17 protein-coding genes are annotated in these 19,708 nt (G+C 48.1%); 13 read left to right on the top strand and 4 right to left on the bottom strand.

What is annotated here, in order from left to right:
- The first annotated feature begins 117 nt into the window (after positions 1 to 117).
- The 8 genes from DCC81_RS03375 (at position 118) to DCC81_RS03410 (ending at position 7,397) form a co-directional block, all read left to right on the top strand.
- The gene (locus DCC81_RS03375; protein WP_133177522.1) at positions 118 to 597 is read left to right on the top strand and encodes a hypothetical protein; all 480 of its coding nucleotides are present in this window, start codon (positions 118 to 120) and stop codon (positions 595 to 597) included.
- 577 nt (positions 598 to 1,174) lie between these two features.
- Positions 1,175 to 1,777 carry a hypothetical protein gene (locus DCC81_RS03380; RefSeq protein ID WP_108685176.1) on the top strand — a complete coding sequence of 201 codons (603 nt, stop codon included), beginning with the start codon at positions 1,175 to 1,177 and terminating at the stop codon, positions 1,775 to 1,777.
- A 158-nt stretch (positions 1,778 to 1,935) separates the two neighbouring features.
- Complete coding sequence (locus DCC81_RS03385; RefSeq protein WP_133177523.1) at positions 1,936 to 2,550, top strand: hypothetical protein; 615 nt, start codon at positions 1,936 to 1,938, stop codon at positions 2,548 to 2,550.
- Between the two features lie 104 nt (positions 2,551 to 2,654).
- Positions 2,655 to 3,260, top strand: a complete 606-nt coding sequence (locus DCC81_RS03390; protein ID WP_108685178.1) for a hypothetical protein — start codon at positions 2,655 to 2,657, stop codon at positions 3,258 to 3,260.
- 3 nt (positions 3,261 to 3,263) lie between these two features.
- Positions 3,264 to 4,925 (top strand): SNF2-related protein, encoded by a 1,662-nt coding sequence (locus DCC81_RS03395; RefSeq protein ID WP_108685179.1) that lies wholly within the window; start codon positions 3,264 to 3,266, stop codon positions 4,923 to 4,925.
- A 50-nt stretch (positions 4,926 to 4,975) separates the two neighbouring features.
- On the top strand, positions 4,976 to 5,431 hold the full coding sequence (locus DCC81_RS03400) for a hypothetical protein (RefSeq protein WP_108685180.1): 456 nt from the start codon (positions 4,976 to 4,978) through the stop codon (positions 5,429 to 5,431).
- Positions 5,428 to 6,735: a DUF3440 domain-containing protein gene (locus tag DCC81_RS03405; RefSeq protein WP_108685181.1), complete on the top strand. Its 1,308-nt coding sequence runs from the start codon at positions 5,428 to 5,430 to the stop codon at positions 6,733 to 6,735. The genes DCC81_RS03400 and DCC81_RS03405 overlap by 4 nt, the downstream gene beginning before the upstream one ends.
- The gene (locus DCC81_RS03410; protein WP_108685182.1) at positions 6,732 to 7,397 is read left to right on the top strand and encodes a ParB N-terminal domain-containing protein; all 666 of its coding nucleotides are present in this window, start codon (positions 6,732 to 6,734) and stop codon (positions 7,395 to 7,397) included. Before DCC81_RS03405 ends, DCC81_RS03410 begins: the two co-directional genes overlap by 4 nt.
- 175 nt (positions 7,398 to 7,572) lie before the next feature.
- Here the strand turns inward: DCC81_RS03410 and DCC81_RS03415 are convergent, their stop codons facing one another.
- From DCC81_RS03415 to DCC81_RS03425, 3 genes are all read right to left on the bottom strand, one after another.
- The gene (locus tag DCC81_RS03415) at positions 7,573 to 7,938 is read right to left on the bottom strand and encodes a hypothetical protein (RefSeq protein WP_108685183.1); all 366 of its coding nucleotides are present in this window, start codon (positions 7,936 to 7,938) and stop codon (positions 7,573 to 7,575) included.
- 86 nt (positions 7,939 to 8,024) lie between these two features.
- Complete coding sequence (locus DCC81_RS03420) at positions 8,025 to 10,970, bottom strand: DNA polymerase III subunit alpha (protein WP_108685184.1); 2,946 nt, start codon at positions 10,968 to 10,970, stop codon at positions 8,025 to 8,027.
- A gap of 54 nt (positions 10,971 to 11,024) precedes the next feature.
- Positions 11,025 to 12,146: a DNA polymerase Y family protein gene (locus tag DCC81_RS03425; protein WP_240612879.1), complete on the bottom strand. Its 1,122-nt coding sequence runs from the start codon at positions 12,144 to 12,146 to the stop codon at positions 11,025 to 11,027.
- Positions 12,147 to 12,721: 575 nt separating this feature from the next.
- Here DCC81_RS03425 and DCC81_RS03430 point away from each other — a divergent pair.
- From DCC81_RS03430 to DCC81_RS03445, 5 genes are all read left to right on the top strand, one after another.
- Complete coding sequence (locus DCC81_RS03430; protein WP_108685186.1) at positions 12,722 to 13,321, top strand: Crp/Fnr family transcriptional regulator; 600 nt, start codon at positions 12,722 to 12,724, stop codon at positions 13,319 to 13,321.
- A 176-nt stretch (positions 13,322 to 13,497) separates the two neighbouring features.
- Positions 13,498 to 16,089, top strand: a complete 2,592-nt coding sequence (locus tag DCC81_RS03435) for a lanthionine synthetase LanC family protein (RefSeq protein WP_108685187.1) — start codon at positions 13,498 to 13,500, stop codon at positions 16,087 to 16,089.
- Positions 16,090 to 16,108: 19 nt separating this feature from the next.
- Positions 16,109 to 16,600 carry a MauE/DoxX family redox-associated membrane protein gene (locus DCC81_RS03440; protein ID WP_108686450.1) on the top strand — a complete coding sequence of 164 codons (492 nt, stop codon included), beginning with the start codon at positions 16,109 to 16,111 and terminating at the stop codon, positions 16,598 to 16,600.
- Positions 16,601 to 16,732: 132 nt separating this feature from the next.
- On the top strand, positions 16,733 to 17,011 hold the full coding sequence (locus tag DCC81_RS25335) for a hypothetical protein (RefSeq protein ID WP_133177524.1): 279 nt from the start codon (positions 16,733 to 16,735) through the stop codon (positions 17,009 to 17,011).
- A gap of 49 nt (positions 17,012 to 17,060) precedes the next feature.
- Positions 17,061 to 18,104, top strand: coding sequence for a hypothetical protein (locus tag DCC81_RS03445; protein WP_133177525.1), 1,044 nt, complete (start codon positions 17,061 to 17,063; stop codon positions 18,102 to 18,104).
- On the opposite strand, the gene DCC81_RS03450 is transcribed toward DCC81_RS03445, so the two are convergent.
- Positions 18,101 to 19,696: a thioredoxin-like domain-containing protein gene (locus DCC81_RS03450; RefSeq protein WP_108685189.1), complete on the bottom strand. Its 1,596-nt coding sequence runs from the start codon at positions 19,694 to 19,696 to the stop codon at positions 18,101 to 18,103. The two genes, DCC81_RS03445 and DCC81_RS03450, sit on opposite strands and share 4 nt — an antisense overlap.
- Positions 19,697 to 19,708: the final 12 nt, after the last annotated feature.

Consider the following 19,708-nt stretch of genomic DNA (forward strand, 5'->3'; position numbering starts at 1 on the left):
AACTTGAAAACTATCTGGCTCGTTAAAAACACCCATCCATGTCCTGTAACTACCCTGTTCGTCCATGACAGCTTCATGGCTGATGGTAACCTTATTCTTTTTTGTTAACCCAAAACAATGACCAGATTAGTATGCCTGTTAATTCTACTTTCGCTCTGCGGCTGCACTCCCAGCATCGACCTCAAAAAAATGTATATGGAGCAGGCCATCTCGGCCTCCTGGCCCAACTTGGGCTTTTCTTATGGCGATTTATCGTGGTCCTTTACAGCCGGCCAAGTAAGCGTTCGGATCGGCCAGGTCTCTGACAGCGGGATCCGCTCTTTTGTGATCACCGGGGCAAACGGTGCCGGCAGTATCCGGATGGAGGTAATGACTGATTCCTTAAGAGCATGTACTTACAACCTTGATGGTACCAGTGGCACGGTGGCCGTCTATGATAATCACAACAACCAGATAGGTTTTTTGGGGGCTGGGTACTTCCAGCTGCAGATCAGCTACGGGCCCAACCGGAATCTGACCGGCAATTTTTCCGGAACGCTATCTGATCCGGGCACTGGAAGTGTGGGCGCCATTAGCGGGTACTTTATAAACCTATGAATGAACCGGTGGCTTTCCGTCGTCCGGCAGTTAGCCGTGGCGGGGAAGCCTTCTAAAAGTGGCAACACCAGAAGAGTAGTACACAGGAGAGAATACACACGTTTTGGCAAGAGACATTTTCTATCGGTAGCGATGAGTTACAGGAGCCACCACCTATAATGTGGTCCTTTCACGCTGCCCGCATTGGAAAATGTAGCCAGCCCATTTGATTTTAATGTTTCCGGTAATTGCTGTAGCAAACGGCCTGGGACCGCCTTGCTTGTCCTGCAGATCGCAGAACGGCCGGTCGCCCGGGTCAGTCGCTGCGGGCACCTGTTTAACCCCGTAATACGAATGCAAATGATTACGACAAAAAACGCCACTCGCTTTGTTTTATCAGTCCTGGCAACTAGCCAGGCCCGCCGGTCTCACCTGCGTCCACCTCCTGCCCATGGGGCAGTCGGATGCTAGAGGCTTCCGGCGTCACGGCGCCGCTTGGATGCTGATCCTTTAATGGTTGTCAGGGGGCTAGTCTGGAGCTATCGCCCAGCTTCCCTTTCGGCAGGGATCCGTTTCTTGTAAATATAACCACCCGTTTATGCAAAAAATTTCGATAGCGCAATTGAGAAAAAGCTACCCGAGGTCATATTTGAAATTGCTAGAGATGCTCGATATCAGGGCCTTCAATGAGAAATATCTAAAGCTGGCCGGCATACGTTCAATCCAGGTATTTACTGCAAAGAAAAAGCGATTCTTCTGTTATCAGATGGGCATGGAGGCCAGTCTTTACGGAAGTGTCAACTGGGATATTTCCCCACAAGCGGAGTATTCGGATTGCTACGTACTGACGGTTGCCAGTTCTGGAATGGTGAGGGACACCTGGACGGGGGAGGACGTCAAGTCCTTGGCGGTAGAACGGCTGGAGTATGAGGTGTATGTCAGGGGCCGGAAGGCTGAATTTGCAAATAACACCAGCTGTAGCGGGCCTCCGTCTGCAGGACTCATAGAGCTATTCCTCCTTTGCCTTGACCAGATGGTGGATATTGATGTTACAAACATACGGGTCTTTAACGAGGACACCGCCTTAAAAGAAGGGCTATGCCAAGCCGGCTTTGAAGTTACGGACCAGCAATCAGGATACGTCACGGTTACCAAAATCAACCATGAACCACGGACCGCATCCCTGGAGCTGGACCAGTAACGGTATCATAAACTTTAACCTGTTAAACTATTAGCAACATGAGAAACTACGACTCTTCTTCTTAAAACTTTTACTCCTTATGAAAGGTTGGATTTTGTCTTTCTATTTTTTAACTGTTTTGTGTGTCAGTAGCGCACGCAAAAAAAAAATCATATGCCATGTTTGGTTTACAGATAAGAATGGATTGGGAAAACACATACTGCAGTGATGTAACAATTGGAGTAAAGACTGTGCCTGTTTTCTTGCTCGAACGATATTACCGTGGGCTTCACCTTTACGATTCCCACTCCTTTCGTACCGCAAGGTACCTTTTCTCCCTGGGCATCGAGGCCGTCATAAAGAAAGGGACATTTAAGCGTCAGCTGGATGTTGACCGGACATTCTTTGCGGCCATCCTGCGCTCCTGCGAGCCGGCATTTAAAGATTGGGTTCAGAACTGGAAGGATGTGGTCGTTCAACTCTCTACTTCCAGGATTCGCTTCAAGGATTATATTATTCACCAAGGACGGGTGGACCTGACCAAAAGGCAATACAAAGAGATGATAGAGGAAGTGGATAACATCAAAGGATTTTTCAGGGCCCTGAACATGCCGCAGGCTTTCCGGCTCATGGCCAGGTTCTCTAATTCCCTTGAATGGCGGTACAGCACCATCTTTTACAGCTTGCCAGAGGTATATCCTTTTGCTGCGAAGGGTAAACCAACAGCGGTGATATCGAAGATGCAGACTAAAGCGGGTATTAACATGATAACAGGCGGCAAAAAAGCCGCTTAACTAAGGGCCGTGCTGGGCGCAGCCGGTCCTGCTGCCCTGCGTCCAGCTGCCTTGCCAGACCCGTCTTATATTATTCCCTGTCTCACTTAAACCTTATTGTAATTATGGAGAATGCAATCAATTTAAAAATGTTAGGACGAAAAATAAAGGTGGTATCGTTTAAACACCCGGAATTTCTGGAAAGAGCACATGAGCTGCATGGCACATTTAGGGAGCCGGCAGCCTGGTACTTCGATGATATTTACTTGGATGAGGTCAGAGCTATTTTAATGAAACTCTGGCGGGTGACGGGCGAAAGGGCTTACGAGGAATGTACCCTCTATGTCCGGAATTTTTCTGCCGAAGTTGAGCAAGGGCCCGTGTACCTTTTCAACCGGCTGATCGCCCAGTCTTATGGGCATGGGAAAAGATCACAACTTGGTGAAGGCATCAACGTCATCTTCGGCAGGTATAGAGTCGGAGGATCCATGCGACACTGGAGAACCGATGTGATTGACATGACTATGGAAATAGAGCGGTTCCCATTTGCGGCCACCGCAATGCCGGAAGTGCAACAGGCCATTGCAGCGGGCCAGTGCGTCGTAGAAAGGGAGGGCGCCGACCGAACCCCGGAAATCATACAGGTAGAAATTGAGAAATGCACGTTCAATCTCAACAAATTGAACAGGGAGCTACTGATAAGAAGGGAAATAAAACCGCTCGTTGCCTAGCCTATGGTTCTGGAGGAACTGCAGAAGCGGTTGTTCAATGCCACCTTGGAAGAGACGGACCTGTATAATAGTAAGGGTCACCGGATCAGCCGGCTCTATATTAACTACGGGGTACGCAATAGGAAATATTATACGAAGGCGTGGTTTGAGGTGGTCAATGACCGGCTGACCGTTTTTGTAAATGTCGCGGCCAAAAAGAAAGACCAGGGATATGCCAGGTACACAGCTGAAAGGTACAAAAGAGAGATAGAGAAGCAGTTCTTTGAGATCATAAACGACTGTGAACTGGAGCGCCGCAAGGTCCCCTTGCATGTGCGGCTGCGCGACGATGTGCCGCCTGTGCATGAGGGCAGCATGCTGCACCAGGCCGAGGCGCTCCGGTTCATGTGTTCTATGAAGGTATCGGCCTTCTTCGCAGATGGTGGTATCGGCAAGTCAAAGCCCGTCATCGATCTATGTGTCAGCCGGTTTTTGGTTGGCCAGATAAAGAAGGTCCTGGTGTTTTGCCCGGTGAGCAACACTGGTAATTTTTGGCAGCAGATCAGGACCTGGTGCAAGCACCCGGGACTAGAATGGAAGGTCGTTGGTACCGAAAGCATGAGTAGCAGCTCTGTCACGGCCATGGAAGCCTATCACTATGTGGATAGCGAGACCCAGCTAATAATTGATGAGAGCTTCATGGTGAAAAGCCCGATCTCGAAGCGGTCAAGGTACATCTTCTATTGTGCCAATAAGACCAGCTTTAAGGTGGTGATGACCGGAACACCCATTGAGCATACGAAGGACTTTTATATGCAGTATGCCATGCTTTCGGAGCTTATCACGGAGTGCCATAACTATCACCGGTTTGAGCGAAAGTTTATGATCATGGGTGGGGCGGGCGGCGATGAGGTCATCGGCTACAAGAACCTGGATTATTTGGTCGGGTTACTGGAGCCTTACACCTTTCAGCTTAAGAAAGAAGATTGCCTGGAGCTACCATCTAAGGAGTTCATTGAGTTGGAATGTGACCTGACGGACCGGCAGTATGATTTGTACCAGGAGCAGAAAGAGTCTCTTATTCGGCTGATTGCCTCTGAGGATATGGTACCGGTCCATCAGATTTTTGGGTACCTGACCCGGATGCACCAAATCGCTTGCGGGTTTTATAAGAATTCGCTTACCGGCGAGATTGAGGAGCTGGGGACCAATAAGTTTGACCTCCTGGAGCAGACGGACTATGAAGATGGCCAGACGATCTTTTTCTGTAAGTACTTGCATGAGATTGAGCTACTCTCCAGGTACCTGGGCCCCAGCAAATGTGCAGTCTTTACAGGCCGCAACAGGGCGACCCGGGCAGAAGAAATGGACCTGTTCAGAAGGCAGGAGCGGCAGTTTTTCCTGTCTACTATGGGCAGCGGCGGGGTGGGCCACAATGGCCTGGAGGCAAGTTCCCGCCTGCTGTTCTGGTCCAGCTCTTTTATCATGATTCACCGGGAGCAGTGCATCTGGCGAGTTGACAGGCTGGGGCAGCTCAGACCTATGGAGATCATCGACACCCGAACTAGAGCTGGCATCGATGCTAAAATCCGCAAAAATGTAGCCCGGAAGATTGGCCTGGCCGAAGAGTTCAGGACGGCCATGCGGGACAAAACAAAACTGAAGCATTTTGTTGAAAGCCTATAAGGCTTTGGTGGTATATATTTTTCTGTATTAACTTTGAAAATCAATAGAGTATGCCTATACTTCGCATCGTTGGAACGTCACCAGATTTTTACAGGGAATTGGCACCTTATGCCACGGATCCGGTTATAATTAATAAAAGAGGTAACTTGGCCATTACAACCAAGGAATCCATGACTTGGCTGGTGCTAAAGAAGAATGGAAAGATCAAGGCCTTTATCGGGGAGGATCCGATACATCTACCTAAAAAGGATATGAAGGACAAAGACGTTCCGGTCGAACAACGCCCATTGCAGCAGACAAAGCTGCAGGCGTTCGTGGTGCTGGACGCGACAGATGATGAACTATTGGGTCTTTTAGAAGAAGTTGTTGACCGTTTTAAAAAATCCCCAAGCCCTATGTTAACCGCATCCGTTTTGAATGAACACGCCATTCTGTTTAAAAAGGCCCATTTTAAAGTTACAGGCTATAAGGTCAACTTTACGGACCTGGCCATTGTTAAGACATGAAGATATATAGTGACCTCAATGTATATGATGCCTTCCAACAGCGCCTGGACTACGTGTTCCAGGAGTTCGACAATATTTACATCTCTTTTTCCGGCGGAAAGGACAGCGGGCTGCTGCTCCACCTGGTGATGGATTATATGGTCCGAAAGGGTATTAAAAAAAGGATAGGGCTCTTTCACCAGGACATGGAGGCGCAGTATGAGAAAACGACCGAGTATGTAACGGCCATGTTTGAGAAATTCCTGGACCGCGTGGAGCCGTATTGGTTCTGCATCCCCATTGCCACCAGGAGTGCTGTAAATAATCACCAGTTATATTGGTTTCCCTGGGATGAAACCCTGCAGGACATTTGGGTGCGGCCCATGCCTACCATGCCCTATGTATACCACCTGGGCAATAACCCCATGACCACCTACCAGTACCGGATGCTTTATACCGAGCATGCCAAGCAATTCGGGCGTTGGTATAAAGACTCTCACGGAGGCGGTAAAACCATCGGCCTGGTGGGCCTGCGCACGGATGAAAGTTTGAACCGGTACAGTGGTATCGTCAATAAGCGACATGCTTACAATGGGCAAAAATGGATCACCAGTCATATGGAAAACGTTTGGTCGGCCTCACCGCTATATGATTGGGATGTCGATGATGTTTGGATAGCTAATTTCCGTTTCCATTACGATTACAATAAGATATACGACCTGTTTTATATGGCCGGCGTTGAACTGGCCGATATGCGCGTGGCAAGTCCCTTCAACGACGAGGCTAAAAGCAGCCTTCATCTCTATAGGATCCTTGAGCCAAAGACGTGGACCAAAGTGGTAGGGCGCGTGCAGGGCGCCAACTTTGCGGCGATTTACGGAAAAACGAAGGCCCTGGGCTACCGGGATGTAATGCTACCGCCGGGCCACACCTGGAGGTCATATCTAAAGTTTCTGCTGGCCACCTTACCGGAGGAAATGCGGGAAAATTACCTGAAGAAGTTCAAGTTCAGCATTAAGTTTTGGCACCGCACGGGCGGTGGTATGTCTGAAGAAGCGGTAAGAGAGATTGAGGAGCTGGGTTACCCCATAGTGCGCGAAGGAGTCAGTAACTACACAAAGAATGGTGATCCCAGGATTACGTTTCGCGGAACGCCAGACCATACTGACAATGTAACCAAAACCACCAACGTCCCCTCTTACAAAAGGATGTGCATATGCATACTGAAAAATGACCACCTCTGTAAGTACATGGGTTTTGGTCTGACCAAATACCAGCAGCAAGTCAAAAAAAGTATTGTCGAAAAATATAGAAATGAATTATGACCGATCTTATTGCAAAGAAAACAGCGGAAGTGTGCAAACTGATCTCGGAACTTGGGACGGTGGACGACAAGATCGATGCGCTCAATGAAGTAAGAGAGGCCTTGCACAAGGTCAGCCCGTTAAAGGATCATCCGGCCGATTTTGTAAAGTGGGTAAAACTAGAGCAGGTCAAGGGCAATAAGTACAATCCCAACCATGTCGCGCCACCGGAGCTAAAGCTGCTACGCAAGTCGGTAGGAAAGTTCGGCTATACCATGTCTATCGTGGCATGCTTTGTTGATGGTGTACTTCAGATAGTGGATGGTTTTCACCGGCACCTGGTCGGAATGTACAAGGAGATAAAGGAAAGCACCTTTGGCCGGGTTCCCGTTACCCAGATGAGGGCCTCCCAGCAAGAGTACCCTGACCTGGTTTCTGGCACCATTCTTCATAACCGCGCTCGTGGAGAGCATGCTGTTGATGGTATGTCAAACATAGTCGTCCAGTTGAAACTGGACTTTGATATGTCCGATAAATGGATTTTTGACAACCTCGGTATAGATGCTGAAGAACTGATGCGTCTTACACAAATTGCCGGAATTGCGCGGATGGTTGCAGGTAAAGATTTCTCTAAATCCTGGAAGCCGGGCGAGGAAGATAATTTGAAACAGGGCGAGTATTAGAGAACTTTCGCCTGATCCGTCGCTTTTACTTTTAGATTAAATGTTTTACAGTGGAAGACTTGAAAGCCCTGTATGGAATCAAATCAGTTGTTTACTATGATGGCGAGGACGTCTACTGCACTCAATATGTTCATGTGCTGTGATTGGGGAGTATCAGTTTTGTAATTATTATGCTCTATTTAAAGAAGAGATGGTAAATAAAGGTTAGTATCGCAACAATTCCAAATACCGCAAGTGAGTAAATAATACCTTCGGTTATATTTTTAGCTGAAAGCTTATTATGCCATTTCGCAGCCCAAACATATCCTTTGAAATTGCGACCATCTACTGTTAAATGATAGGAATTTTGAAAATCCTCTTTTACATAGCCATCTTTTATTAGCTTGTTTATAATATCAGAAAACAATAATTGATCAATTCCTAATTCGGGGGTCTTAGAAATATACAAATTCCAGATATAATTGTTGTTGACTAACGCTCCTAACTCGGTTTTTTCTTTAATAAACAAGAAGACGGCATCTAATTGTAGTGGAGTAACCATAGAAGAAGGGGTTTACCCCAAGATACAACTTAAACCAGTTTTTAAAATAGTATAAACTTATATTAGTCCTTGACTTTAATCATCGTTCATTCCTGTAATCGCGGATCAGGACGGATGGGCAACTTGGCCATTTGCGTTACCTCAAGAGCCGGTACGCCATATTCCAGGCAGACCTTTCCCTTCAGCAGATAAGTGCCAGCACCCTGAAGCGGATACTGGCGTAGGCTTTCCGAAAAGTGTACCGTGTCCAGATAATCGAAGTTAGCATCCCAAAAAGTACCGAAGGCCATGGGCTCCCCCTTCTTGGTGCGCAGTGACTTCTGGCAGATATAGTGACCCACCATCCGCACCATCTTTCCCGCCAGCTGTAGCAGGTCGGCTACCATAGCATCTCCCCGGAAGGGGCTCCGCAGCATGTCAAAGGGGCTACAGCTCACCAGGTAGTGCAACAGTTCCATCTCATCGTAGTAGTATTCATCCGGGTGATCATCCAGTTGTGGTAACGTCACGGTTTGCGTGGCGGCGGAGACCAGCGCCTGGTCGCCGGTGGAGGGCCTGGTCGTGGACTGCAGTGGATAGCTGCGCCAGAGCAGGCTCTTTTTACTCTGGCCGGTGAAACGCAGGGCTCCCACGCGGATCAGCAGATGGAGCTGCTCCTGGGTCACCCGGGTGCGGCTCATAAAGGATTCAAGGTCCTTAAATGGGCCTGCCGCCGTCCTGGCGGCGAGGATTTTACTGATGGTCTCGGAGGTAATGCTATCAATTTGGTCAAAGCCGATATAGATATCGGAGCCACGGATGCTGGTCTGGGCGCGACTATTATTTACGCACGGCAGGTGAACGGTGCCCCCTTCTTTAATGGCTTCCCGCAGATACACTTTGGGATGATAAAACCCGCCACCGTTGTTAACCACCGCCACCATGTATTCCCTGGGGTAGTGGCTTTTGAGGTACAGGCATTGGTAACTCTCTACAGCAAATGACGCGCTGTGGGCCTTGGCAAAGCTATAGCCGGCGAAGCTCTCGATCTGGCGCCATATCTCTGTGCTGACGGCTATGTCGTATCCTTTGGCAGCACAGTTGTGAAAGTATTTTTGGCGAATGGCTTCGATGTGATGGCCACCCCGATCTTTGCCGCTCATGGCCCTGCGAAGGCTGTCAGCATCTTCCGGGCTTAGGCCGGCGTAATGGATGGCGACCTTCAGGACGTCTTCCTGGTAGATCATTACGCCATAGGTCTCCGAGAGTTGTTCTTTTAAGATGGGATGCAGGTAGGTAAAGCTACCGGGGTTGTGATGGCGGTGCAGGTAGGTGCGCATCATTCCGCTGCTGCCCACGCCTGGCCGGATAATGGAGCTGGCAGCAACCAGGGTGAGGTAGTCTTCGCATCCCAGTTTGACCAGTACCTGTCGCATCGCCGGCGACTCAATATAAAAGCACCCTATCGCCTTTGCAGTACGCAACCTTCGTTTCACTTCTTCATCGTTAAAAAAGGTATCAACCGCATCCACGTCCACACTCACGCCCCGGTTCTCGCGGATGATCACCGCAGCCTCCTTGATATTGGATATTCCCCGCTGGGAGAGAATGTCCAGCTTTTCAAAGCCGATGGCTTCTGCCAGGTACATATCGAACTGTGTTGTGGGTAACGCCTTGGGCGGCATGTCCAGCGCAGTGTAGCAGGTGATAGGAAGTTCAGAGATCAGGATGCCGCCGGCATGCACGGACCGCATGTTGGGAAAGTTGGACGGCAGTTGCTTGTAAAAGGCTGCCACCTTCGCCGTGATCTGGTGCCGGTTCTCATCTGCCCTGGGATCGGCAATAAGCCGGTCTATTTCTTCCTTTGGGAGTCCATAAATCTTTCCAATCTCCCGGATGATGCTCCTATCCGCAAAGGTGTTCATTGTTCCGAGAATGGCCGTGTGGCTTCTACCCCAGCGCCGGAACATATACTCAAACACGCGGTCTCTGTCCCGGTGTGAGTAGTCGATGTCAAAGTCTGGCGGTGTTTTACGGCTGGGGTTTAGAAACCGCTCAAAATATAGGCCCAGCTGGATCGGGCATACGTTGGTAATTCCCAGGCAATAGGCTACTACGCTGCTGGCGCCACTACCCCGCCCAACGTGGGCAATGCCCTGGCTGTCGGAATACCGGATCATATCCCAGGTGATAAGGAAGTAGGCGGCAAAGCCCAGCTGATCAATGATGTCAATCTCCTTTGCGATACGGCCTTTGGCCACGGCATCGTTCGGCCCGTAGCGCCGCACCATTCCCTCGTAGGCGAGCTTTTCCAACAGTTGGCGGTCGTCGTACCTGGAACTGGTGTAGATGTGCTTGTTTTTTGAGCCACTGAAATCAAAATCAAAGCTGCAGCTGTCTAGCAGGGAGTAGGTATTGATCATGATCTGCGGATAGGCAGCGTAGGCGGTGATCAGCTCCCCGATGGAGGGCAGCGTCTCGTCCCTGGCCGCCGCCATCTCGGGCCTCAGTTGGTCCAGCAGGATGTTGTGGGCAATAGAACGCAATTGCAGGTGCAGGCGCCAGTCCTCTGGTTTGCTGTAAGTAACCGGATGTAGGGCTACCAGCTTTGCGAACAAGGCAGGCGGCGCTTTATATAGTTTGGTGAGCTGCGACGATTTGATGCCCAGGTATTCATTCTCTCCCAGCGTGGCCAGTTTCACCGTGCCAAATGGGTAGATCACGTAAGCGTTTGAAAAGTCCGGCGCCCTATCTGGCAGTGGCTTTCCGGCGATGTTATGGCCAGATAAGAACTCGTTTAACTCTGCAAACCCAGCGTTGTTCTTTGCGATACCGATATATAGTAGCCGATCTTCCTGGCGGAATTCGATGCCCACCACGCCCTTGAAGTTTTTAGCCTGGCAGGATCGGATAAACTCCAGCGCCCCGGAGGTGTTATTAATATCAGTCAAAACGCCGCCCGTATAGCCTTGCGCTATGAGCAGGTCCACTAGGTCTTCCATTGGTATGGTACCCCACCTGAGCGAGTAGTAACTGTGTATATTAAGTAACAAGCACCTTCATTTTTCCTGTTTCACATAATCATATTGTTTTTACTGCGGTCTATGTCATAGGATCGCCGCTCTGAGAATGGCTTTGTAGCCATACCGGCTGCGAATTCCATCCAGGGATTTGTAAAGACTGACGGCCTCCTGGCTGTCGCTAAAAAGGTCGATCTGATAGGAGCCGGCGACGAGGTTTGAGAACTTCACGCCCAGCAGCCGGACCAGCAGCCGCCGGCTGTAGGTTTTTTCAAAAAGGGCCAGGGCCTTTGTGATCAGCACATCGTCCAGCGAGCTATAGGGGATGACGGTCTGTTTGGTATGGGTGTCGAAGTTGCTGTAGCGAATTTTTATCGTAATGCAGCCGGTCATTTTGCCGGCGGCCCGTAGCTCGTAGCCCAGGTCGGAGATCATGTCCATGAGTTTTTTCTTGAGCACGGCCTGGCTGGTGGTGTCAGCCATAAAAGTGCGTTCCCGGCTCATGGATTTTTGTTCGGTGTAGGGTGTCACTGGGCTGGGATCAATGCCTTGGCCTTTTCGCCAGACCTGCAGGCCAATCTTTCCGTGGGCCATCTCCATCAGGTCTGACGGCAGTTGCTGCAGGGTGCTGATCTTGCTGACGCCTTTGTAGGCCAGGTCCAGCTGGAGCTGCCTGCCCACCCCAGGGATCCTGCCAACGGATAGTGGGGCCAGGAAGGGCTTTTCCTTTCCCTGGTCTACCGCCAGTTCCCCGGAGGACAGCTTGGCCATGGTGGTGGCGATCTTTGATACTGTCTTGTTGGCCGAAAGGCCGAAGGAGATGGGAAGGCCGGTGTGGTGGGTGATACGGCCGCGCAGCTGGTGCGCCCATTTGAACGCCCCGAAATGCTTTTCCATGCCGGAGAGGTCCAGGTAATGCTCATCTATGCTGGCCTTTTCAAACAAAGGTGCCGATTCGGCGATGATTTCTGTCACCGTCCTGGAAAGACCGGAGTAGTAATCCATGTCGCCCCTGCGGACAATGGCTTCCGGGCAGAGGCGCAGCGCTTCCCTGGTGGGCATGCCGCTGTGGACTCCAAACCTGCGGGCCTCCCTACTGCAGCTGGCCACCACCGACCGGGCGCTAAGACCGCCGACCAGTACGGGTTTACCTTTCAGTTGACTGTCCCGCAGCCGCTCTGCCTCCACGTAAAAGGTGTCCAAATCCATATGCACTACAGTATCCATTCGCTTTCATTTTGCCCAAGTCGGGCCTGCTCCGGCGACCAAATTACTAATTTTATTAGTCAGAAAATACTAATTATTTTAGTTTTGTCATCTGAGGCCCTGGAACCGTACCAAGATGGGTAGATTGGTCCCTGATCTTCAGCTGTTTGTGAGTTTCAGCGGCCTGCCCTCCCAGCGATCCGTGGGCTGCCCGCGACGGATCCGGCGGACAGGCCTGCAGGGCTCATGTTAGGGCCTATGTTGACGGCGGGCATACAGCTTTAACCAGCCGCTACCGGCGGGATCCAGCAACGATGCTTTTCAGAATTCAGTCCCTCCTGGTAGGCTGCCTGCAGTCTGGTGACAGCCAGCAAATCGTAAGACCTGGCCTGTGATCAATGCCTTCGGCTGGGTTGCACTTTGTTATATGGAAACCTGTAGCCGGCTGCATTTTAAATTGTCGGGCCAGTGGGCTTTCCTACATTTGTGATGTCTGCAATGCTTCTCCGGGATATGTCGCTTCTCTCGAAAAATAAGTGTGTCCGTACCTTCTTTACTTACCATCAAATGCCCGGGCTATGGACAACACAAACACTTATTTACTCGATTTCTTCTCCAGCTTACAAAAAGAAGGACGCGTTTTCTCCACCCAGTTCCGCAAACATCTTCAGGATTTGGCATCCGTAGAGGATTATGGATGCCGGCAGCAGCTCCAGCGCAAAGGCACAGAGGTAAAGCACGTCTGGTATGTTCTGGAAGGTGCGCTGCGTACCCGTAACTTTTACGACAAGAAGGACCAGGATGTAACCTCCTGCCTCTGGTTCCCTGGCCAGTGGGCCGGGGTCTTTACACACCTGTTCAGCTCTACCCGCTCTGATAGAGTGATCGAAGCCATCACCGACTCTGTAGTAATCCGGTTTCCGTTTGCCGAGTTGCTTGCGATACGCATGCAATTTCCAGAGGAGTGGATGTGGGTAGCAGGATCGATGATCGAGATGTATATCCGCAGTTGCGACTATCGCCATGAACAAATGATCACGCTCTCTGCGCGGGAGCGCTACCAGCAGCTGCTGGGGGAGCATCCCGAAGTCTTCCAAATGATAAAGCAGCAGGAGATCGCCAGCTATCTTAATATCTCACGAGAAGAACTCTCACGGCTGCGGGCTGTGCGCAGTTAACACGAATGTGAGGTAGCTCACACCAATTTGTGAGCTATCTCAACCGCCCGTGGCTTGTATCACTATTATCTTTATTCAAGAATCAAATACTCGCTCAGGAAAATAGATTGATCATGTAGGCAGGGAAGAAGAGACAATTACCATATCAATATTGTACAACCGAAAATCCTATTTGTATGGCTACATCATCCATATTCGCGGAGCTACGTCCCCAGGACTCGGACCTTCACGTTGAAGACTTACGAGTGGTACTACAAGGACAAGGATGGCAGCCAACAGAGATGGGGCCCTATTTACAATGCGGTGATGACTGGGAAGGGCCAGGTTGGCGATTGCATGTGGCCGTGACCAGATCGCATTTCAGACAGGTGGTCAGTCAGGTTGTTCCGCTTCTAGCCAGTAAGCATGTATCCTTGCGTCTATTCAAAAATTATGAGCTGGGTAATGTTGTGGTTAATGGCGGATTCGGTGTACAGTTCCAGGGTAAGGCGTTAAGCATTCTGCCAAGTGGCGATCAGGAAGCTGCCCAGCTTGCGGCTCTCCTTATTGCGGCCACAGAGTCGATGAAAGGACCGGATGTACCGGGTGCCTACTACTTGGGAGGTAGAGTCTATACTGAATATGTCGATACTATAGGTGTTTCAAATTCTTACAGCGTTGAAAATGGCAGCAGGGGCCTATTAAGGTTTTTCCACCGGCTTCAGTTTGAGCTTCCTCGTGGTGTCAATTGGCCTTTCGGTGGAATCGTTGCCTATCATCCTCATAAGCGGAACTTCCTTCTGCTCGGTCGTTACCTGGTAGTTGATATGTTGAAGTCGGATGCTAAGGGTCATGTCTTGCAGGCATTCCAGCTGGGCTGGAGAACGTTTGGGCGCCGGGTGATTAAAGAGGGTTTAGTTGGAATAAATGAAGATGAGATGGGTCGAGATGCAGCAGACAGGATCCGCTGGCAGGTTCATATTGCTGGGAGGGTGAAGGGCTATGTGCGTACACCCGATGTGGTATCGTTTGTAATGACGGGGCGTAAAGCATACATGGTCAGTCAGTGGGTGCCTTCGCGATCACTTCTGTTAGTTATCGAGCAAATATTACGGGGCCGCTCGTGGCCAGACTTGGAGGAAGAAGAACGTGAAAGAATAAAGGGCTACCTATTACAAGTCTTGGACATTTTAAACCGCCTGCATGAGTTGGGAATTGTTCATCGGGATGCCACTCCATTTAACTTTTTTATTGATCATAAGGATCAGGCATGGACACTTGACCTGGAACAAAGCTATGACCGGCTGCACAGTGCTCCCCAGCCGCCGTTTGCTGGTGGCACGCCAGGTTACAAACGTGAGCTAGATGCGAATTGCGATCTTCCATCATTTACCGAAGACGTGTTTGCTTTTGGAGGGCTGATGCTGTTTGCAGTAACCGGGCTTTTTCCTCACCATTTTATGGGAGTAGGCGATAAAAGGAAGGCCTACCTGTTTGCTACCGAAAACAGGACACTGACCCAATTGATAGAAGGATGCCGCTATTCACATTCCATGAATGCTCCATCCACTGAGGATTTGATGGCTGCTATAAATGGGTTGCCAATAAATCAGATCACATTACCTGCTGATCAGGATTGTTTACTCTCCACTGAGCAATTAACAGAGATAGTAACGCAGGCGCTTGCCGGCCTGCATCACCCTTCTATGTTCAGCGGCCAGGGCTATTGGAAGACAGTTGACCGGCAGCAGGAAAAGCTCTATTCTGGTCAGTGGTCTTCCGAGGTTATCAGCCCAGGCCTTTATGATGGTGTGGGTGGAATATTGCTTACCATTTTCAAGGCCCTTCGCTGTGGACTGAGATGGAATTATAATCCCGCAAATTTAAATAAGAACATAACCTTTTTGCTGGATCAACTCCGAGAGAATTATCCAGGGGAGAATGAGGGCCTATGCCACGGGGTCGCAGGGATGCGGATGGTTGTCCGGGAAGGACTCAATGCGGGTGTATTCAATGGGGCTGAAGCGGAAATTCTTGATCTCTTGGAGGATAGCTACTCTGGCGCCAGTCTTGAGGCGTCCTCGGACCTGAGTCTGGGTAATGGGCTGGCGGGAGAGCTCATAGTCTTGCTTATTGCAGGAGGAACAGTGAGGTTTGCACAAGCGACCCGGATCGTTATGCGAATTGTGGAACTACAGATGGCAGACGGCCGATGGAAAAATGTTGATGACAGTTTTTTTGCGGGAAGTACCGGCATTCTATGGTCATTGATGATATACATAGAGCAAGGACCCGGTTTTTCAGATGTGGCCGCCTTGCAAGCTGTTCGAAGTGCATTGAATCGGCTGATCCGTAAAGCAGATGGAGGGTGGCAAGCACCAAATCCTTGGCTGGACAGTGGTGCTGGGTTGGCCCTCACTTTCCTTAAAGCGTTTCAAATCTTTTCTGAAAATAAATACTTAGACGCAGCAGCTAATATTTTCTTAAAATATCCAGATCGCATTTCCAGCAACCTGCTCACGACCAGCGGTGGTCTAAGCGGTTTGGGAGAAGTCTACCTGCATGCCTGGCAGATCACAGGAAACATCATATGGTATGACCGTGCTGGGTGGATCGCACAGCTACTTGGTCACCTATTTTACCGCCCACAAGCAGGGATTGGCTGGTGGAATACCGACCGTCCCTTTGAACCCTCAGCTGGTCTTTTTACCGGCAGCAGTGGGCCGCTTCACTTCCTGCTACATTATCTGTACCCCAAACAAATGGTAAGTCTATTTCCCGGAGCCTAAAAAATGTAAAAAAATGACTATGAAATTGAGCCCTCGTATCGCTGCAAAAATTGTGACCGTCCTTTCCTGCTGCTTTATCATATTGTTTGTTTACGCGGCAGGTAGCAAGTGGAAAGAATATGATGAATTCCTCGCCCAGGTTGGACAATCGCCGATGCTCACTTGGTGGGCAAATATAGTAGTGGTGCTCGTCCCGGCTTTGGAAATTGCCATCGCCTTGCTTCTTCTCATCCCGAGAACGCGGCTTGCAGGACTGTATGCATTTTTTGTAATGATGGTAATGTTTACCACCTATATCATATTGATCACCCATTATTCAGATTTTGTCCCATGTAGCTGTGGAGGCGTTTTAACGAAGATGTCCTGGAGCACTCACCTAAAATTCAACATTGTTGTTTCTCTCCTGGGTGGTTGGGCTGCTATAATATGGCCGCCACGAGAGACTAGGCTGCTGCGTGGTAAGAGCGGCCGAATTCAAATGCAAGCTCAAAGGCAAGTGTCCCCCGCCTAATTTATTATTTAATTCCACCAACATAAAAACAGCAGTCATGATCTATCGGATTTCTTGCTGCCATCCGCCTTAGCCGGCCCATGCAGCATCCCAATTCATCAAATCAGTTCATTCAATTTTAAAAAAAACGTTATGAAATCTTTAAAAAGTCTTTCAAGCAGCACTCTTGCTACTTCAGGTGCATTTGCTATTGGCATCCTTTCCATTTTCGCTTTCAAAGCTCCGGAGAAAAAAATGAGCCCCAAGACTCAGACATTACACACCTGGAACTCTACAAACGTCAGTACCAGGCAGTGCGTCACTACCATTTGTACCAGCACTCCGGAGCCAACCTTGTGTGGTATTGTCGGTGTATTTTCGGATAACAAATGTACTGTAGCTGAGAGCACTTTTATTTACCATCGTCCGTAATGCAACAGGAAGCAGGAACTTGTTTCCTGCTTCTATTAAATCTTATTCAATGAAACGGATTAATATTTTGCTTGTTTCGGGAATTCTTGGAGTAATGCTAATGCTATTAATATTTGCTATTTCAGCATTTAAGAATAATCGAAAAAACCATTTTATCCGATTATTTCCTCCTCATAGTATTTGGGTATCAAAGCGCGTTGATCTTAAAGTAAATTCCTATTATTTCGCTGGCAAGTCTTCCTCTAACGTTTACCTTGCAAATTATACAAACTTCAATTATATATTTTATAGCAATTTTGATCTGTCCGATACAGGTCACCTGCTTATGCATGTCCCATATTTTGAAGGCGTCAATTATGACAAGGTACTTACCAAAATTGACTTCCCTCATATATGGATGTTTGACCCGGTAGGAAAGTTTTGTTTATTTGGCAACATTGAAACCGATGCTTTTAGTGCCAAAAGGCTCCTTCAAAGTTTTGCAGGTCTCGAGGTTGGGTCTAATTCCAATTTGATCTATCAAACTTATGATCGCATTAATAACACCTTACTCCTGAATGAAAATAATCTTACTGACTCCAATAGTAACCACGCTTTATACCCCCTTGGTTCCCCTGCGGATGGTTTGTATGGATCGGATGGAAAAATTCATATCACCGAAAATGGAAGGATAGTATATGTATACCGCTATAAGAACATCGTTCTTTCCCTTGATAGTAACTTGAAACTCCTTAATAGTTTTACCACCATTGACAGCAACAGTGTTGCCAAGGTTAAAGCGAAATATATTGCTTCACAGAACAAAATTACTATGGCGAAGCCACCATTGGTCGCCAATGAAGAAAGTGTTGTAGACGACGCCCTCTTATACATTAAATCCCCTTTGCTCGCTGATAACGAAAGCAAAGGGGACTTTGAAAGGGCGGATCCTGTAGATATTTATGATCTCCAGAAGGGCATGTATAAATTCAGTATTTATTTACCCAAGTTAGATGGTAAAGGATGCAAGAGTTTTATTGTGAAAGGAGGATATTTAGTTGCTTTGTATGACCATACCCTCGTATCTTTCAAACTCAATATATTAGGTATTTAACTTTTGGAAAGTGCATCTTTTATGTCTCTGATGATATCGGAGCTCGAATTGTCATAAATGCGGCTATGAATTTTACCATCTTTACCAATGATTAGAATGAATGGAGCCATATTAGCTTTGTAGTGGAGGAGTACTGGGGCATCATCACCCAAGCCATTTGTGTAAAGATTCACGTAGGCTGCATTGGTGTATTTGTCTGATTGCATACTTTTTATCCAACTGTTTTTATCCTTATCGCTACAAATGCTTACTACTATAAAATTTGTATCTTTCCTAAATGACGGGTAGATTTCTTGTTCAAAGCGTTTGTGGAAACGAATACAACCTCCGCAACCCGTAAACCAAGTATCCATAAGGACTACCTTTCCCTTAAAGTCTGAAAGGCGCACCTTTTTGTCGGATGGATCACTTAGTTCAAAATTATAAGCTGCACGACCTCGGTGTACAACATTGTTTGCTTGTACATAGCTTCTAATGTAAGGTGTTTTAATCTGCTTAATGCCTTCGTCCCAACACTCATCCATGGACCTTTGATTTAATGACGTATAGAGGGTGAAAGTAGGGGTCAATAAAAACATAGCCAAAACCTTGTCTCTTAGAAATGATGTCATAGGTATATTTAGTAATTGATTTTCCAATTCTAAACAGTCAAATTTTTCTTTGCCTTGCGCACGTAAACGATAAATTTGCTGTCCAATCAGAAAATTTTTAAAGAATGTAGATAGAGCAAAGTTGTCAGCTGTTTTGCCGGTTAATGCTGGTAAAGGAGGGAGGTTTAATGTATCAAGGAAATGTGGGAGGAGAGCTTTAATATCCTCGCTGACGTTACTTTCTCCTGGTTCAAAAAAGAATGCGCGTTCAAAGAAAACATCATATGTTGCAAGCATTGAGCTATAGACCTGCCCATACGCATCAGCTCTTATTACATCGTAAACCAACGGAGAAATCAGAGCTTTCATAGAATCCAAAATATGCATCGCACCAAAGTATCGCTTATCATATGCCCCTTTAACTATGGGGGACAACATGCCTTCTCCTGCTTTGTTCAGTTCTGCGTCTGTAATAAAATTACCCACCACTGGATCCCATTGAAAAAATTTATGGGATGTTAAATAAGTACATGTGTATTTGGGTGCTCCCCTTCCGGAGAAGGAAATAGAAAATTCCCTGTCTTTTTCGTCAACTTCAATCTCCATTTTGATATCATCTCCCGATTCAATAATATACTCAACAGCTCCATCTTGCAGATATTTTTGCTTTCCATCGAGCCCCCTCCTAACAACGTCTATATGCAATCTACTTGGCTCTGGGGAAATCGGTAGTTCAAACTCAAAGGTGCCATCATTTTTTACTTTAGTATAAAAGTTCAACCAACCGGCCAGCTCGTAACTACCTACAGTGGGAGTTAGGGAATTCCTTTGAAGCAAAACGCGGAGGCTGTCCCCGTCTTGATAGTTCACAATTCGCCCATGAAACCTGGCGGGCGGCAGTTCGATATCTTGTTTTTGTTTTCCGATAACAATGGATGATAGCAGAAGTCCGGTGACAAGCATGGCAGCAATAAAGTGCTGTTTTAAATTTGATCGTTTCATAAAGTTTGTTGT

This window comes from Chitinophaga parva, assembly GCF_003071345.1.
Taxonomy (GTDB): Bacteria; Bacteroidota; Bacteroidia; order Chitinophagales; family Chitinophagaceae; genus Chitinophaga; species Chitinophaga parva.

Bases quoted from the DNA above. Each gene is read 5' to 3' on its own strand.
- DCC81_RS03375 (WP_133177522.1), top strand. From the start codon at position 118: ATGACCAGATTAGTATGCCTGTTAATTCTACTTTCGCTCTGCGGCTGC.
- DCC81_RS03380 (WP_108685176.1), top strand. From the start codon at position 1,175: ATGCAAAAAATTTCGATAGCGCAATTGAGAAAAAGCTACCCGAGGTCA.
- DCC81_RS03385 (WP_133177523.1), top strand. From the start codon at position 1,936: ATGTTTGGTTTACAGATAAGAATGGATTGGGAAAACACATACTGCAGT.
- DCC81_RS03390 (WP_108685178.1), top strand. From the start codon at position 2,655: ATGGAGAATGCAATCAATTTAAAAATGTTAGGACGAAAAATAAAGGTG.
- DCC81_RS03395 (WP_108685179.1), top strand. From the start codon at position 3,264: ATGGTTCTGGAGGAACTGCAGAAGCGGTTGTTCAATGCCACCTTGGAA.
- DCC81_RS03400 (WP_108685180.1), top strand. From the start codon at position 4,976: ATGCCTATACTTCGCATCGTTGGAACGTCACCAGATTTTTACAGGGAA.
- DCC81_RS03405 (WP_108685181.1), top strand. From the start codon at position 5,428: ATGAAGATATATAGTGACCTCAATGTATATGATGCCTTCCAACAGCGC.
- DCC81_RS03410 (WP_108685182.1), top strand. From the start codon at position 6,732: ATGACCGATCTTATTGCAAAGAAAACAGCGGAAGTGTGCAAACTGATC.
- DCC81_RS03415 (WP_108685183.1), bottom strand. From the start codon at position 7,938: ATGGTTACTCCACTACAATTAGATGCCGTCTTCTTGTTTATTAAAGAA.
- DCC81_RS03425 (WP_240612879.1), bottom strand. From the start codon at position 12,146: ATGGATTTGGACACCTTTTACGTGGAGGCAGAGCGGCTGCGGGACAGT.
- DCC81_RS03430 (WP_108685186.1), top strand. From the start codon at position 12,722: ATGGACAACACAAACACTTATTTACTCGATTTCTTCTCCAGCTTACAA.
- DCC81_RS03435 (WP_108685187.1), top strand. From the start codon at position 13,498: ATGGCTACATCATCCATATTCGCGGAGCTACGTCCCCAGGACTCGGAC.
- DCC81_RS03440 (WP_108686450.1), top strand. From the start codon at position 16,109: ATGAAATTGAGCCCTCGTATCGCTGCAAAAATTGTGACCGTCCTTTCC.
- DCC81_RS25335 (WP_133177524.1), top strand. From the start codon at position 16,733: ATGAAATCTTTAAAAAGTCTTTCAAGCAGCACTCTTGCTACTTCAGGT.
- DCC81_RS03445 (WP_133177525.1), top strand. From the start codon at position 17,061: ATGAAACGGATTAATATTTTGCTTGTTTCGGGAATTCTTGGAGTAATG.
- DCC81_RS03450 (WP_108685189.1), bottom strand. From the start codon at position 19,696: ATGAAACGATCAAATTTAAAACAGCACTTTATTGCTGCCATGCTTGTC.